Here is a 13,728-nt window from a genome sequence, read left to right as displayed (position 1 = left end):
GGCGTCGCTAGGCTGGGGCGATGATCGACATCCGCACGGCGACGGCGACGGATGCCGCGGCGCTGGCCGAGCTGGCCGCCGCCACCTTCGCGCTGGCGTGCCCGCCGCACACCTCGGCCGAGTCCATCGCCGCGTTCCTGCGTGACGTGCTCGCGGAGGGCAATTTCGAGGCCTACCTGGCCGACCCGGACCGGCTGATCCTCGTGGCTGAAGAAGCGGGGGTCATGTTCGGCTACACGATGCTCGTGTTCGCCGAGCCGGCCGACGACGACGCGCGGGCGGCCGCCACGATCCGTCCCACGGCGGAGCTGAGCAAATGCTACCTGCGCGCCGAGACGCACGGCCGCGGGGTGGCGGCGGCCCTGATGACCGCGACCCTGGACGCCGCCCGGGCACGCGGTGCGGCCGGCAGCTGGCTGGGCGTGAACCAGGAGAACGCTCGGGCCATCCGCTTCTACGAGAAGAACGGGTTCGTCACGGTCGGCGAGAAGCGCTTCCAGGTGGGCGAACGGTACGAAGACGACTTCGTGCTGGAGCGGGCGCTGTAGACGGGCCCCGGTGCCGAAGCCTGCCCGGGCCCGCCTAGGCGTGCGTGCCGGCGTCGGCAGCGGTGCCGTACGCCGCCACCCCGGCCGCGCGGGCCGCGATCGACTGCTCCTTCATCCCCTTGATCTGCTCGTAGGCGGCGAGGGCCGCCCGTCTCGTCTCGCCGAGGTCGACGATCGGGGCCGGGTAGGCATCCGTGCCGTATTCGGGCACGTTCTGACGGATGTACTCCGCGTGGGGATCGAACTTCTTCGCCTGCAGCTCCGGGTTGAAGACCCGGAAATAGGGGGCCGCGTCGGCTCCGGAACCGGCCACCCACTGCCAGCCGAACGGGTTGCTGGCGGCGTCGGCGTCGACGAGGGTGTCCCAGAACCACTGCTCGCCGAGCCGCCAGTCGATCAGCAGGTTCTTGATCAGGAACGACGCCGTCACCATGCGCACGCGATTGTGCATGCTGCCGGTGCGCCACAGTTCGCGCATGCCGGCGTCGACGAGCGCGATCCCGGTGCGGCCCTGCTGCCAGGCCTCGAGCACCCGCTTGTCGAGCCGCGGCCAGGGGAACGCGTCGAACTCGGGCCGCAGGTTGACGGTGGCCAGGGTGGGGTTGTTGAACAGCACGTGGTAGCTGAACTCCCGCCAGCCGACCTCGGTGAGGAACCGGGTCGCACTGGCCTGGGCGCGGCCGGTCAACCCGATCCGGGCCCGCTCGGTGGCCTGCCAGATCTGGAACGGACTGATCTCGCCCCAGCGCAGGTGCGGCGAGAGCCGCGAGGTGACCGCCTGCGCCGGCTCGTCGCGCTCGTCGCCGTACCGGGCGAGGGACTCGGTCAGGAAGATCTCGAGCAGGCGGTGGGCGGAGGCCTCGCCGGGCTGCCAGGCGGACCGCAGCCCGGCCGCCCAGTCGGGCCGGGTCGGCAGGAGACCCCAGTCGTCGAGCAGGTCGGTGGGGACCTCACCGGGGAAGCCGGGGATCGCATCGGGCGCGGGGAAGGGTGCGCGCGGCGGCGGGCCGGCCGTGCACGCCCGCCAGAACGGGGTGAACACCGAGTAGGTGCCGCCCTGGCCGGTCTGGATCGTCCACGGTTCGTGGAGGAGCGAGCCGGCGAAGCTGCGGGCGTCCGCTCCGGTCGCGGCGAGGACCGACTTGATCCGGGTGTCCACCTCGCGTTCGGCGGCGCCGTAGCGGCGGTTCCAGAAAACGGCGTCGGCGCCGACGGATGCCGCCAGCCCGATGACCACGTCCTCGGCCGGCCCCCGGCGCAGGGTCAGCCGGCCGCCGAGGCGCTCCAGCGAGTCGGCCAGGGCAGTCAGGCTCCCGTGAAGCCACCACCGGGCCGCGCCGCCGAGCGGCCGGATCCCGGCGGACTCCTCGTCCAGCACGTACACCGCCACGATCGGCTTGCCACGCTCGAGCGCGGCCGTGAGGGCTGGGTTGTCCGCGAGGCGCAGGTCGTCGCGGAACCAGACGAGGGACGGCCCGTCGCCGCTCACGAGCGAACCCCGGCAGCGTCGGCCGGATCATCCGTCACCCGCAGCACGATCTTCCCGCGCGTGTGCCCCTCCTCGATCAGGCGGTGCGCCGCCGCGCCCTCGGCCAGCGGGAACACCCGGTCTACGTGCACCCGCACGGCGCCGTCGTCGATCAGCTCGGTGATGAAGTCGAGGGTGTGCCCGGACGGCGCCACCTTGAAGCCGGTGGCACGGATGCCCGCCGCCGCCGCCTCCGCCGCCATGGTCGGCCAGCTTCCGGTCGGTGCGTTCACCAGGATTCCGCCGGGGCGCAGCACACCGAGCGACCGGGTGCCGGTGTCGTCGTGCACATTTCCGACCAGGTCGATCACCGCGTCCAGCCCGGAGAGAACATCTTCGAACCGGGTCTGGGTATGGTCGATGACCTCGTCGGCGCCGAGCTCCCGCAGGAAATCGAGGTTGCGGGTCGACCCGGTGGCGGTCACGTGGGCGCCGAAGGCCTTGGCGAACTGCACGGCGAAGTGGCCGACCCCGCCGCTGCCGGCGTGGATGAGCATCCGTTGCCCCGGGGCGGCCGCGGCCAGGTCCACGACCATGCCCCACGCGGTGAGGGCGGCCACCGGCACGGCGGCCGCCTCCACGTGGCTGAGCCGCGCGGGTTTGCGGGTGACGTTCAGGCTGGAAACGGTCAGCAGCTCGGCGTAGCTGCCGGGGGTGCGAGGCACGCGGGCGATGCCGAAGACCTCGTCGCCGGGCTGCAGCGGGAACGCCTCGTAGGGCGCGCTGACCACGATGCCGCTGAAGTCGAGGCCGAGCACGGCCGGGTAGGCGGGGATGGCCTTCGTGACGCCCCCGCCGGCCCTGGTCTTGGCGTCGATCGGGTTGACTCCGGCGGCGACGACCCGCACCAGGAGCTCATCGAAGACCGCGATCGGGGCGTCGACCTCGGCCAGGTGCAGCTCGTCCGCCGGGCCGGGACGGTCGATCACGAGGGCGCGCATGGTCGGTGGCTGTTTCTCGGCGTTTCCCATCTGCCTATTCTCTCGCGGGTTCCGCGTCGCCGGGACACTGCCGGGACCCGGCCGGGACACTGCCGGGACACTTTCGGGACCCGGCCCGTGTGCCTCGATTTGGGGGTACCGCAGGTCGAATCCGGTGTCGGTGCGGTCTGGTCGGATGGGGTGTCGGGCGCATAGTCTGTCCACATAAAGGGGGACCGACCCCGATGCGTGTGAGAAGTCCCTGATCTCCCCGCGTGCGGTCCCTCTTGGGTTCGGGTCAGCCCCGCCGAGCCAGTACTCAGCATTCGGCCAGGCTCATCCCCAGCAGTCGTACCGCACCCGAAGCGGCACGAATTCGCTCGATCAGCCGTGGCGCGACGCCGAGGGGAAAGCCGCCTGCGACACCCGGCATGCGGCTTTCCCGCGGGCGGTCCCGGCGCGGGCATGACCGCGAGACGCGGTCAGGCGTGCACGGGCGGGGGGCCCGAGGTGGTCTGCTGGTTGAGCAGGGCGATCAGGTTGTTGGCGTACCCCACCAGGATCGCGATCTGGTCTTCGTCCCGTTCGATCCACCGGCACTCCGGTTCGACATTGACCGGCACGAAATTCGTGTGTTGCTCCCAGACCAGAAGGGTGCGCTCGGCGCCGAGCACGTACTGCTGCCACCACACCTGACGCAGGTACGAGCGCGGGATGCTGCGCCACGCCTTGCTCGTCGTCTTGATCTCCGCCAGTTCGAGGCCGCCGGAGCCGGAGCCGGTGCCGACGCCGTCGGGGGTGGCCAGGTGCCGCCGGTGGTCGGCCGCGTGGAAGAGGGCGGTGCTGGGCTCGATGCCGTAGCGGCCGAGCACCCAGGCCGCGATCTCCGGTTCCCGGGCGCGCCCGTGGTCCGTGAAGCTGTTGCCGCTGAAGCTGCTGCCGTTGAGCTTGTCGTACACGGCGGTCTGCAGCGATCGGGGTGTGGCGAGTTTGGCGACATCCGTGGCCGTGATCCCCTGGGCGCGGGCCCGCAGCCAGGCCACCCGGTTGGTGGAATCGGCGACGACGCGCCGAAGATGCGACGCGGCGACCGGCGTCACCGGCAAGGCATCAGCGGGCGACGGATGCTCCTCGTCGAACAGGGAGAGCATCTGGTTCGTCACTGTTCCATTGTGCCTGTTCGCCGGGCCGCGGCTCGCAGGGCAGGCCCGCCGCCCACGCCTTGGTTCCTGCCGATGCCACGGCTCATCTGGGGGAGACCGTGTCCGGCACGATCGTGCTGATGATCTGACCGCCACGGAATTCGAGCTGCTGCGCTTCCTGAGGCGGAATCCCCGGCGGGTGCTCAGCACGGCGCAGATCCTGGACCGGTGTGAAGCTCCGACTTCGGCGGCAAGTCCTCCGTGGTCGAGATCTATATCTCCCATCTGCGCAAGAAGGTCGACGACGGCCGCCCGGGCTCCACCTGCTTCCGCGTCTCCCTCTCGCTCGCCTGATGTCCCCGGGTGCCCGTTCACCTGTGTTCGCCGTGCGAATTCGACGGAGATTTTGCCCGAGAACCCGGTTTTGAGACCCAAATCGGTCGTTTCAGCCAAAATCTCCGTCGAATTCGTTCAAGGCGCGGGGCGGCGCGGGGTGTCGGGGTGCGCGGATGTCGATTTGCACTGACCCCCCTTCGTCCCGTAACGTGGGGCAAAGCCAAAGACCGCCGGTTATTGCCCTGCAGAAATGCAGAGGCAATCGAAGGTTCATTCACGTGAACGGCCCGCGCAGGATTCGAAGTCTGATTGCATTCCCACGGAATGCGTTCCCAGCTCCGGCGCCTGCGCCGGAGCTTTTTTCATGTCTGCTCCCCGGGCTACCGGCACATGAAACCAAGAGGAGCGCCATGGCGAACAAGGAAGCAACGGTCGCCGAGCTTACGGAGAAATTCCAGAGCTCGACCGCCGTTCTGCTCACCGAGTACCGCGGTCTCACTGTTGCGCAGCTCAAGTCGCTGCGCGTTTCCATCAGTGCGGACGCCACGTACGCCGTGGTGAAGAACACGCTGACCAAGATTGCGGCCAACAACGCCGGCATCACGTCGTTTGACGACGAGCTTGTCGGTCCGTCCGCAATCGCATTCGTTCACGGAGACCCTGTCGCCGTTGCGAAGACCCTGCGTGCCTTCACCAAGGCAAACCCTCTCCTGGTAGTGAAGGGTGGTTACTTCGACGGTAACCCGCTCACCGCCGCAGAGGTAGGCAAGCTCGCCGACCTCGAGTCCCGCGAAGTGCTGCTGGCCAAGCTGGCCGGCGCATTCAAGGCCTCGCTGTTCGGAGCCGCATATCTGTTCAACGCACCGCTGTCGAAGGCTGTTCGCACCATCGACGCGCTGCGTGAGAAGCAGGAGTCCGCGAACTAGGCATCTGCCTGGCATCGCGGTGAGTAACTAAGAAACTATAGGGAGAATAATCATGGCAAAGCTTTCCACCGAGGAATTGCTCGAACAGTTCAAGGGCCTCACCCTCATCGAGCTCTCCGAGTTCGTCAAGGCGTTCGAGGAGACCTTCGAGGTCACCGCCGCCGCTCCGGTCGCCGTTGCTGGCGCTGCCGGTCCCGCTGCCCCCGCTGAAGAGGTCGAAGAGCAGTCCGCTTTCGACGTCATCCTCGAGGCTGTCGGCGACAAGAAGATCCAGGTCATCAAGGTTGTGCGCGAGCTCACCAGCCTGGGCCTCGGCGAGGCCAAGGCCGTCGTCGATGGCGCGCCGAAGGCCGTCCTCGAAGGCGTTTCCAAGGAAGCCGCCGAAAAGGGCAAGGCTGCTCTCGAAGCTGCCGGCGCCACCGCAGCCCTCAAGTAGTCGGGGCCCCGCAAGGGGTTCTCTGCTTCGAGTGGAGGCGTGACGGCGCAAGCCGTCCACCAGAGAGAAGGCGTCGCATCCATCGGATGCGGCGCCTTCTGTTGTTGACGCCGGTCATTTATATAGCTGAGCCATGTATGCACTCGATGGATGCCTGCTGACCTTTCCGAAATCCTGGGTGACCTGATCACGGTCAACCATCGGCTTACCCGTCTTGCTGCCCATGCTGCGCACAGTGCCGAGCCCACCGGCACCGCGGTGGCCGAGTCTCCCGCGGCCTGGCGTACTCTCAGTGTTCTGCGCCAGACCGGCCCGATCCGGCTGGCGAGCTCGCTGCCCGCAGCCGGGTCTCGCAGCCGACAGCGACCCCGCTCGTCACCCACCTGGCCGAGCGAGGGTGGGCCACCCGTCGGCCTGACCCTCTCGATGCCCGGGTGGCCCTCACCGCGATCACCGGTGCAGGTGAGGATGCTTTGGTCGACTGGCGCCGCCGACTGGCCCTGGCGCTGCTCCCGGTCTTCGCTGATCTGCCGCAGGCCGACACCGACACCCTGGAACGCGCGATCATGATCCTGCGCGACCGGGTCGACGGCACCGAATTCGAACGTGACGCGGCACCCGAATGAGCGGCACCCTCGCGCCGCCGGGGGCGACTCTGCTCGCCGGGGCCTTCGGACCGGCTACGCCGTTCGTCGCGGCCGCCGGTGCGGTCCTTGTGGCCGTGATGATCCTGGTGCTCGGCCATGCCCGCCTTTATCGCGCGAACGGAATCGTCGAGCGCCTCGACAGGCTGGAGAAAGCCGAGGCGATCAACGCGGGGGACAGCTGACCCTCGCCAGTCTGGTCCTACCCGCGGTCGACCCCGTGGGTCAGCCGCGGCCCGCTGGTGCTCGACCGGATGACCAGGTTCGTGGGCAGTCGGGTCAGGTGGTCCTCGTCGCCGCGCGGGGTGGGATTCTCCAGTTCCGCCAGAAGGGCCTGCACCGCGAGCCGGCCCTGGGTGCGCGGGTGCTGCTCGAGGGTGGTCAGGCGGAACATAGCGGCATACGGATGCCCGTCGATGCCGATCACGGACAGGTCGGCCGGCACCTGAATGCCCAACTCCCTCGCGGCGACGATCAGGCCGATCGCGATCTCGTCGCTCGCCGCGAAGACCGCGGTGGGGCGGGTGCGCGGGTCGCCGAACACGGCCAGGCCCACCCCGTAGCCGCCCGGCATCGTGAACTCGCAGGCGTAGAACGACCCGGAGCTGGAACTCGAAGACGACAGCCCGGCGTCCCGCATCGCGGAGTAGAAACCGGTGAGTCTGTTGCTGTGCACCTGGAAGTCCATCTCGTCTTCCTTGCTGCCGCCGATGTGCACGATGTCCGTGTGCCCCAGGCTGAGCAGGTGTTCCGTGGCGAGCCGGGCCGCGGCCACGTCGTCGATGGCGATCGTGTCCACGCCGCGGATGGGGCCGCCGATTCCGACCAGTGGGCGGCCCAGCCGATGCAGCAGGGTGACCTCGTCATCGCTGAGCGCCACACCGACTGAGATCACGCCGTCGAAGCGCTTACGGGCGAGGAAGTAGTCGAAGACCCGCTCCCGCTCGGGCGAGGGGGTCGGCAGGTTGTAGAGGGTCATGTCGTATCCCTCGTCGAGCAGTGCCTGTTCCATGCTCTCCAGGACCTCGGAGAAGTACCAGCGGCTGATGAACGGGATGATCACGCCGATGCTCTTGGTGCGCCCGGTGACCAGACTGGCGGCGTTGGGCGAGGCGACGTAGCCGATCTCCCTGGCCGCGGCGATGACCTTGATCCGGGTCTGCTCCGACACGTAGCCGCGACCGCTCAGGGCGCGGGAGGCGGTCGCCTTTGCGACGCCGGCGAGGCGTGCGACATCCGCGATTGCGCTCACTCCAGCCTCCGCCCTTGGACCCGTTTGGAATACTGTACCGCTCCGGCGGGTCCGCTGGAACCGGTTCCATCAAAACCGTCGGAATGCGACACGGCCCAGAGGCAGACCCGAGAACAGATTTTCGAGGGTTCCGCGGCGGGAGCGCGATCTTTGCCAATCCGTGACAATTTGATCTTGCGATTCGGCCCGCCGTACCGTAACTTATGGTGTGGAACCGGTTCCTTATCTGATCGTTTTCGGCACACAAGCAGTTCCTGCAGCACCGTGGTGTTGTCCGGGTGGTACTCGGCGCACCGTCATCACTCAACGAGGAGGAAAAATGCGGTCTCTCCACCGCCGAATCACAGCACCCATCGCCATTGCGGCGATTGCCGGTCTGACCTTGGCCGGATGTTCCGGTGGGCCCGGTAGCACGAACACCGATGCCGGAGCCGAGGGCGACGGCGTCGTCTCCGTCTACGGCACCATCGGTGACACCGAGGCCGAGCTTCTCGAAGAGTCCTGGGCTGACTGGGAAGCAGAGAACGACATCGACATCCAGTACGAGGCGTCGAAGGAATTCGAGGCTCAGATCGCCATCCGTGCACAGGGCGGCAGCGCTCCCGACATCGCGATCTTCCCGCAGCCCGGCCTGATGGCCGACCTCGCCAGCCGCGACTTCCTCAAGCCGGCCCCGAAGACCGTCGAAGACAACGTCGACGAGTTCTGGTCCAAGGACTGGAAGGCCTACGGCACCGTCGGCGACACGTTCTACGGTGCGCCGCTGATGGCGAGCGTCAAGGGCTTCATCTGGTACTCCCCGGCCAAGTTCACCGAGTGGGGCGTTGAAGTTCCCGAGACCTGGGACGAACTCCTCACCCTGACCCAGACCATCCAGGAGAAGTCCGGCAGCGCCCCGTGGTGCGCCGGATTCGGCTCGGGCGACGCAACCGGCTGGCCGGGCACGGACTGGGTCGAAGACCTCGTCCTGCGTCAGGCCGGCGCGGAGACCTACGACAAGTGGGTGGCCAACGAGATCCCGTTCACGGACCCCGCGATCAAGTCCGCCTTCGACTCCGTCGGAGAGATCCTGCTGAACCCGGCCAGCGTCAACGCGACGTTCGGTGATGTCCGCTCGATCAACAGCACCCCGTTCGGTGACGTGGCTACGCCGCTCGCCGACGGAACATGCGCGCTGCACCACCAGGCATCCTTCTTCGACGGCTTCATCACGGATGCCGGTGGAGAGGTCGGTCCCGACGGTGACGTTTGGGCCTTCATCACCCCGGCCGAAGAAGCCGGCAGCCAGGCCGTGACCGGTGGTGGCGAGATCGTCGCCGCATTCGCCGATGACGCCGACACCCAGGCCGTTCAGACATACCTCTCCAGCGACGACTGGGCCAACAGCCGCGTCAGCCTCGGTGGAGTGATCAGCGCCAACTCGGGTCTCGACCCGGCCAACGCGAAGAGCCCCATCCTGCAGGAAGCCATCAAGATCCTCCAGGACCCGGAGACCACCTTCCGCTTTGACGCCTCCGACCTGATGCCCGGCTCCGTTGGCGCCGGCACCTTCTGGAAGGGAATGGTCAACTGGATCAATGGAGCCCCGACCGACGAGGTGCTCACCAGCATCGAAGCAGGCTGGCCCTCCAGCTAGTTCGAGTGTGAACCAACTCATCTAACAGAACCACAACCGTGCGGGTCGTCCCCCGAGACAAGGGGCGACCCGCACCCCCCTGCTGGTGTACCGTGGCGGTAGTTTTCCGCCCCACCAGCAAACTGTGAGTCCGCAGTCGTACTCGAGAGGTTTCATATGTCGGCATTCCTTGCCTGGCTGGCTGACTTGCCGCCCCTGGTCCAAGTCCCCATCATCATCCTCGCGTTCGTCGCCCTGGTGGCCGCGATCCTGTTCTTCGTCGAGATAGCCCCGCGCAAGGGTGCCGTATACACCGTCATCCGTCTCGCTGTCTGCGTCGCCGCACCGCTGCTCATCCTGCTCGCCGCGGGATCGTACTGGTGGGCCATCGCCGGGGCCGCCGTCCTCGGCGGAGTCTTCTTCATCGTCGACTACCGCTCGCGCTCCGGCGCCGGTTACCTGTTCCAGCTCTTCGGCTTCCTCGCGCCGGCCATCCTGCTCCTCATCGTCGGACTCATCATCCCGACCATCCAGACCACGGTGCAGGCGTTCATGAACTCGCGGGGAACCGATTTCATCGGCTTCGACAACTTCGTCTGGGTGTTCACCCAGCCGGAGGCCATCCGCACGGTGCTCAACACGATCGTCTGGGTGCTCATCACCCCGCTCGTGTCCACCATCGCCGGACTCGCCTACGCGGTCTTCATCGACAAGAGCCGCGGTGAGAAGTACTTCAAGATCATGGTCTTCATGCCCATGGCCATCTCCTTCGTCGGGGCGTCCATCATCTGGCGCTTCGTCTACACGGCCCGTCCGGCCGACCAGAACCAGATCGGCCTGCTCAACCAGGTCGTGGTGTGGTTCGGCGGCCAGCCCGTCGACTTCCTCGCGAACGCACCCTGGAACACAGTCTTCCTGATCGTCGTGCTGATCTGGGTGCAGACCGGATTCGCCATGGTCGTGCTCTCCGCGGCCATCAAGGGCGTGCCGGCCGAGCAGATGGAGGCCGCCGAACTCGACGGCACCAACGCGTGGCAGAAGTTCACCAACGTCACGGTCCCCGGCATCCGCAGCGCCCTCGTCGTCGTGCTGACGACGATCTCCATCGCCTCCCTCAAGGTCTTCGACATCGTCCGGACCATGACCGCAGGAGCCAACGACACCAGCGTCATCGCGAATGAGATGTACACGCAGTTCAAGAACTTCGAGCAGGGCCGGTCCGCCGCCTTCGCCGTGATCCTGTTCCTGCTCGTGCTCCCGATCGTTGTATACAACGCCCGCCAGATTCAGAAGCAGAGGGAAATCCGATGAGTGCGATTCTTCCGGTTGAACTCCCCGTCGACAAGAAGACCCAGACGCAGCTCCGGCGGGGCGAGCGCCGCCAGGAGTTCGCCGCGGCCAAGCGCACCAAGAAACGGCTGACCAGCCGCGGTGCCACGATTGCGGCGCTCGTGATCGCCGTGCTCTGGACGGTCCCGACGTTCGGCCTCTTCGTCTCCTCGTTCCGCCCGGCCCAGGAGGTGCGCACCACCGGCTGGTGGACGCTTTTCTCGAACTGGGGTCTCACCCTCGATAACTACAGTGATGTGCTCCAGGCCGGCAACAGCCAGCTGAACCTGGCCGGTGCGTTCATCAACTCGATCGCGATCACCCTGCCGGCCACGCTGCTGCCGCTGATCATCGCCAGCCTCGCGGCCTACGCGTTCGCCTGGATCGACTTCCGCGGCAAGAACGTTCTGTTCATCGCGGTTTTCGCGCTGCAGATCGTTCCGTTGCAGATGGCCCTCGTGCCGCTACTGCAGTTCTTCTCGCAGGGTGAGGTCTTCGGCGTCCCGGTGGTCTCCGCGATCAGCGACGCCGGCGGCTACTCGCAGGTGTGGATCGCGCACACGATGTTCGCCCTGCCGCTGGCCATTTACCTGCTGCACAACTTCGTGTCGGAGATCCCTGCCGACGTCATCGAGGCGGCACGGGTCGACGGCGCCGGGCACGGTCAGATCTTCTTCCGAATCGTGCTGCCGCTGACCATGCCGGCAATCGCGTCCTTCGCCATCTTCCAGTTCCTCTGGGTCTGGAACGACCTGCTCGTGGCGCTGATCTTCGCGGACGGCGCGGTGGCTCCGATGACCAAGCTGCTGGCCGAGATCACCGGTACCCGAGGCCAGGACTGGCACCTGCTCACCGCCGGTGCGTTCATCTCGATCCTGGTTCCGCTGCTCGTGTTCTTCTCCCTGCAGCGCTACTTCGTGCGCGGCCTCCTCGCCGGTTCGACCAAGGGCTAGCCACTCGTTTCCGCCTCGGTCGGTGAAGTGTTCCCGTTCCGGACAACTGTGCCCGTTCCGCCGGCAACAGTTGTCCGGAACGGGCACATTGGTGTCTCAGCGCGGCAGCTTAGAGTGAATTCATGAGTGGAATGCACGGTGGCGGCGGCGGTCGACGGGGGCGGGTCAGCGGCGCGGATGTCGTGGCCCAGCGGGCCGAGAACGCCGAGGCCCCGCACATCCCGAATCTGCTCCGCCGGATCGCCGGCCTGTTCGCACCTCACCGCGCGGCGCTCACCGTCACCGTGGTGCTCGTGCTCATCAGCGCGGCACTCTCCGTCGTGCCGCCCCTCCTCGTGCAGCGCGCCTTCGACGAGGGACTCTTCCCGCCCGGCGGCACCCCGAACGTGCAGCGCCTCGCCGTGCTCGTGGGCGTGATGATCGCCATCTACCTGGGGTCGCAGCTGCTCGGAGTCTGGCAGACCTGGCTCACCGCCACCGTCGGTAATTCGGTGATGGGGGCGCTGCGCGTTCGCCTGTTCACCCACCTGCAGGCGATGGAGCTGAGCTTCTTCACCCGCACGAAGACGGGTGTCATCCAGTCCCGGCTGCAGAACGATGTCGGCGGCGTTGCGAGCGTGCTCACCAACACCGTCTCCAGCCTGCTGGGCAACGCCGTGACCGTGATCGCGGCGCTCGTGGCCATGCTGCTGCTGAGCTGGCAGCTGGCGATCGTCGCCATCATCCTGATGCCCCTGCTCGTCTTCGCCCAGCGCCGGGTCGGCCAGGTGCGGGCCCGCATCGCGTCCAAGACGCAGGAGTCGCTCTCGGACATGACGGCGATCACGCAGGAGACGCTGAGCGTGTCCGGCATCCTCCTCTCGAAGAGCTTCACCCGGCAGCAGACCGAGATCGGCCGCTACGCGGACGAGAACGCCAACCAGGTGAAGCTGCAGATCAGCCAGCAGATGAGCGGCCAGTGGTTCTTCGCCATGGTGAGCATCTTCCTGTCCAGCATCCCGGCCATCGTCTACCTAGTGGCCGGCCTGCTGATGGGCAGCGGAACGACCGCCATCACGGCCGGAACGATCGTGGCCTTCACCACCGTGCAATCAAGGCTGCTGTTCCCGCTCCTCGGCCTGATGCGCGTCGCCCTCGACCTGCAGACCTCGACCGCCCTGTTCGCGCGAATCTTCCAGTACCTCGACCTCCGGCCGGCCATCCGCGACGCCCCCGACGCTGTGCCTGTCCCCGCCAGCGGGGATGCCGTCGGCCGGGTCGCCTTCGACGGGGTCACCTTCGCCTATCCGGATGCGGGCGCGGACTCGCGTCCCACCCTGGACCAGGTCTCCTTCACGATCCAGCCCGGCCAGTTCGCGGCCTTCGTCGGACCGTCCGGCGCAGGCAAGACCACCGTGTCCTATCTCATCCCGCGCTTCTACGAGGCGTCGGCCGGACGGGTGCTCTTCTCCGGCGTCGACGTGCGCGGCCTCGCGCAGCGTTCCCTGGTCTCCCAGATCGGCATTGTGAGCCAGGAGACCTACCTCTTCCACGCGACCATCGCCGAGAACCTCCGCTACGCGAAACCAGAGGCGACGGATGCCGAGCTGGAGGCCGCCGCCCGGTCGGCGAGCATCCACGACACCATCGCCTCCTTCCCGGATGGCTACGACACCCTGGTGGGGGAGCGCGGCTACCGGCTCTCCGGCGGTGAGAAGCAGCGCATCGCCATCGCGCGGGTGCTGCTCAAGGACCCCGAGGTGCTGATCCTCGACGAGGCGACCAGCGCCCTCGACGCCATTTCCGAGCGAGTCGTGCAGGCCGCCCTGGACACCGCCTCCCGCGGCCGCACGACCATCGCCATCGCACACCGGCTGTCGACCATCGTGTCCGCCGACGTCATCTTCGTCGTCGACGCCGGCCGGATCGTGGAGAGCGGCACCCACACCGAACTGCTTGCCGCCGACGGCATCTACGCGCGGCTGTACACGGAGCAGGTCACGTCGCCGGCATCCGTGTCGCCGTCGCCCACGTCGCCGTCGCCCACGCCCACCACCCCGACCGCGCCGATAGAGTTGACGAGGCTCGAATCCCTGACGAAGAACCCTCGATGAAGGACC

General features: G+C 67.4%; 13 protein-coding genes and 2 pseudogenes. 11 read left to right on the top strand and 4 right to left on the bottom strand.

The window, feature by feature from the left end:
* Positions 1–20 precede the first annotated feature (20 nt).
* Positions 21–548, top strand: coding sequence for a GNAT family N-acetyltransferase (locus E3T28_RS05190; RefSeq protein ID WP_134428595.1), 528 nt, complete (start codon positions 21–23; stop codon positions 546–548).
* A gap of 34 nt (positions 549–582) precedes the next feature.
* On the opposite strand, the gene E3T28_RS05185 is transcribed toward E3T28_RS05190, so the two are convergent.
* The 3 genes from E3T28_RS05185 to E3T28_RS05175 form a co-directional block, all read right to left on the bottom strand.
* On the bottom strand, positions 583–2,037 hold the full coding sequence (locus E3T28_RS05185) for a cryptochrome/photolyase family protein (protein WP_134428593.1): 1,455 nt from the start codon (positions 2,035–2,037) through the stop codon (positions 583–585).
* Positions 2,034–3,047, bottom strand: coding sequence for an NADP-dependent oxidoreductase (locus E3T28_RS05180; RefSeq protein WP_241979172.1), 1,014 nt, complete (start codon positions 3,045–3,047; stop codon positions 2,034–2,036). The genes E3T28_RS05185 and E3T28_RS05180 overlap by 4 nt, the downstream gene beginning before the upstream one ends.
* A gap of 431 nt (positions 3,048–3,478) precedes the next feature.
* The gene (locus E3T28_RS05175; RefSeq protein ID WP_370260536.1) at positions 3,479–4,159 is read right to left on the bottom strand and encodes a YqaJ viral recombinase family protein; all 681 of its coding nucleotides are present in this window, start codon (positions 4,157–4,159) and stop codon (positions 3,479–3,481) included.
* 121 nt (positions 4,160–4,280) lie between these two features.
* On the opposite strand from E3T28_RS05175, the pseudogene E3T28_RS05170 reads away from it, so the two are divergent.
* The 6 genes and pseudogenes from E3T28_RS05170 to E3T28_RS05150 all read left to right on the top strand — a co-directional run.
* Positions 4,281–4,492, top strand: a pseudogene (locus E3T28_RS05170) (winged helix-turn-helix domain-containing protein); the annotation flags it as partial.
* A gap of 392 nt (positions 4,493–4,884) precedes the next feature.
* Positions 4,885–5,400: a 50S ribosomal protein L10 gene (gene rplJ, locus E3T28_RS05165; RefSeq protein WP_104100771.1), complete on the top strand. Its 516-nt coding sequence runs from the start codon at positions 4,885–4,887 to the stop codon at positions 5,398–5,400.
* A 52-nt stretch (positions 5,401–5,452) separates the two neighbouring features.
* A complete protein-coding gene (rplL, locus tag E3T28_RS05160; protein ID WP_134363492.1) occupies positions 5,453–5,836 on the top strand; it encodes a 50S ribosomal protein L7/L12 in 384 nt (127 codons plus the stop codon).
* Positions 5,837–6,114: 278 nt separating this feature from the next.
* Positions 6,115–6,219 (top strand): annotated as a pseudogene (locus tag E3T28_RS17290) (hypothetical protein); the annotation flags it as partial.
* 51 nt (positions 6,220–6,270) lie between these two features.
* Complete coding sequence (locus E3T28_RS17285) at positions 6,271–6,462, top strand: hypothetical protein (protein WP_241979171.1); 192 nt, start codon at positions 6,271–6,273, stop codon at positions 6,460–6,462.
* Entirely contained in the window at positions 6,459–6,665 is a 207-nt protein-coding gene (locus E3T28_RS05150; RefSeq protein WP_134428591.1) for a hypothetical protein, read from the top strand. The genes E3T28_RS17285 and E3T28_RS05150 overlap by 4 nt, the downstream gene beginning before the upstream one ends.
* 17 nt (positions 6,666–6,682) lie before the next feature.
* Here E3T28_RS05150 and E3T28_RS05145 read toward each other — a convergent pair whose 3' ends face one another.
* Complete coding sequence (locus E3T28_RS05145) at positions 6,683–7,732, bottom strand: LacI family DNA-binding transcriptional regulator (protein WP_134428589.1); 1,050 nt, start codon at positions 7,730–7,732, stop codon at positions 6,683–6,685.
* Between the two features lie 319 nt (positions 7,733–8,051).
* Between E3T28_RS05145 and E3T28_RS05140 the strand changes: the two genes are divergently transcribed.
* From E3T28_RS05140 to E3T28_RS05125, 4 genes are all read left to right on the top strand, one after another.
* Entirely contained in the window at positions 8,052–9,368 is a 1,317-nt protein-coding gene (locus E3T28_RS05140; RefSeq protein WP_134428587.1) for an ABC transporter substrate-binding protein, read from the top strand.
* A gap of 156 nt (positions 9,369–9,524) precedes the next feature.
* Positions 9,525–10,658, top strand: a complete 1,134-nt coding sequence (locus tag E3T28_RS05135) for a carbohydrate ABC transporter permease (protein WP_134428585.1) — start codon at positions 9,525–9,527, stop codon at positions 10,656–10,658.
* On the top strand, positions 10,655–11,629 hold the full coding sequence (locus tag E3T28_RS05130; protein ID WP_134428583.1) for a carbohydrate ABC transporter permease: 975 nt from the start codon (positions 10,655–10,657) through the stop codon (positions 11,627–11,629). The genes E3T28_RS05135 and E3T28_RS05130 overlap by 4 nt, the downstream gene beginning before the upstream one ends.
* Before the next feature lie 122 nt (positions 11,630–11,751).
* Positions 11,752–13,722, top strand: a complete 1,971-nt coding sequence (locus E3T28_RS05125) for an ABC transporter ATP-binding protein (RefSeq protein ID WP_134428581.1) — start codon at positions 11,752–11,754, stop codon at positions 13,720–13,722.
* Positions 13,723–13,728: the final 6 nt, after the last annotated feature.

Source organism: Cryobacterium sinapicolor (genome assembly GCF_004403465.1).
GTDB classification, from domain to species: Bacteria; Actinomycetota; Actinomycetes; order Actinomycetales; family Microbacteriaceae; genus Cryobacterium; species Cryobacterium sinapicolor.
Note: the sequence above shows the minus strand (reverse complement) of the source record. Positions and strands in the feature narration are given on the sequence as shown.

What these genes read in the sequence shown, in the direction of transcription:
- E3T28_RS05190 (WP_134428595.1), top strand. Translation starts at nt 21, where the DNA reads ATGATCGACATCCGCACGGCGACGGCGACGGATGCCGCGGCGCTGGCC.
- E3T28_RS05180 (WP_241979172.1), bottom strand. Translation starts at nt 3,047, where the DNA reads ATGGGAAACGCCGAGAAACAGCCACCGACCATGCGCGCCCTCGTGATC.
- rplJ (WP_104100771.1), top strand. Translation starts at nt 4,885, where the DNA reads ATGGCGAACAAGGAAGCAACGGTCGCCGAGCTTACGGAGAAATTCCAG.
- rplL (WP_134363492.1), top strand. Translation starts at nt 5,453, where the DNA reads ATGGCAAAGCTTTCCACCGAGGAATTGCTCGAACAGTTCAAGGGCCTC.
- E3T28_RS05150 (WP_134428591.1), top strand. Translation starts at nt 6,459, where the DNA reads ATGAGCGGCACCCTCGCGCCGCCGGGGGCGACTCTGCTCGCCGGGGCC.
- E3T28_RS05140 (WP_134428587.1), top strand. Translation starts at nt 8,052, where the DNA reads ATGCGGTCTCTCCACCGCCGAATCACAGCACCCATCGCCATTGCGGCG.
- E3T28_RS05135 (WP_134428585.1), top strand. Translation starts at nt 9,525, where the DNA reads ATGTCGGCATTCCTTGCCTGGCTGGCTGACTTGCCGCCCCTGGTCCAA.
- E3T28_RS05130 (WP_134428583.1), top strand. Translation starts at nt 10,655, where the DNA reads ATGAGTGCGATTCTTCCGGTTGAACTCCCCGTCGACAAGAAGACCCAG.
- E3T28_RS05125 (WP_134428581.1), top strand. Translation starts at nt 11,752, where the DNA reads ATGAGTGGAATGCACGGTGGCGGCGGCGGTCGACGGGGGCGGGTCAGC.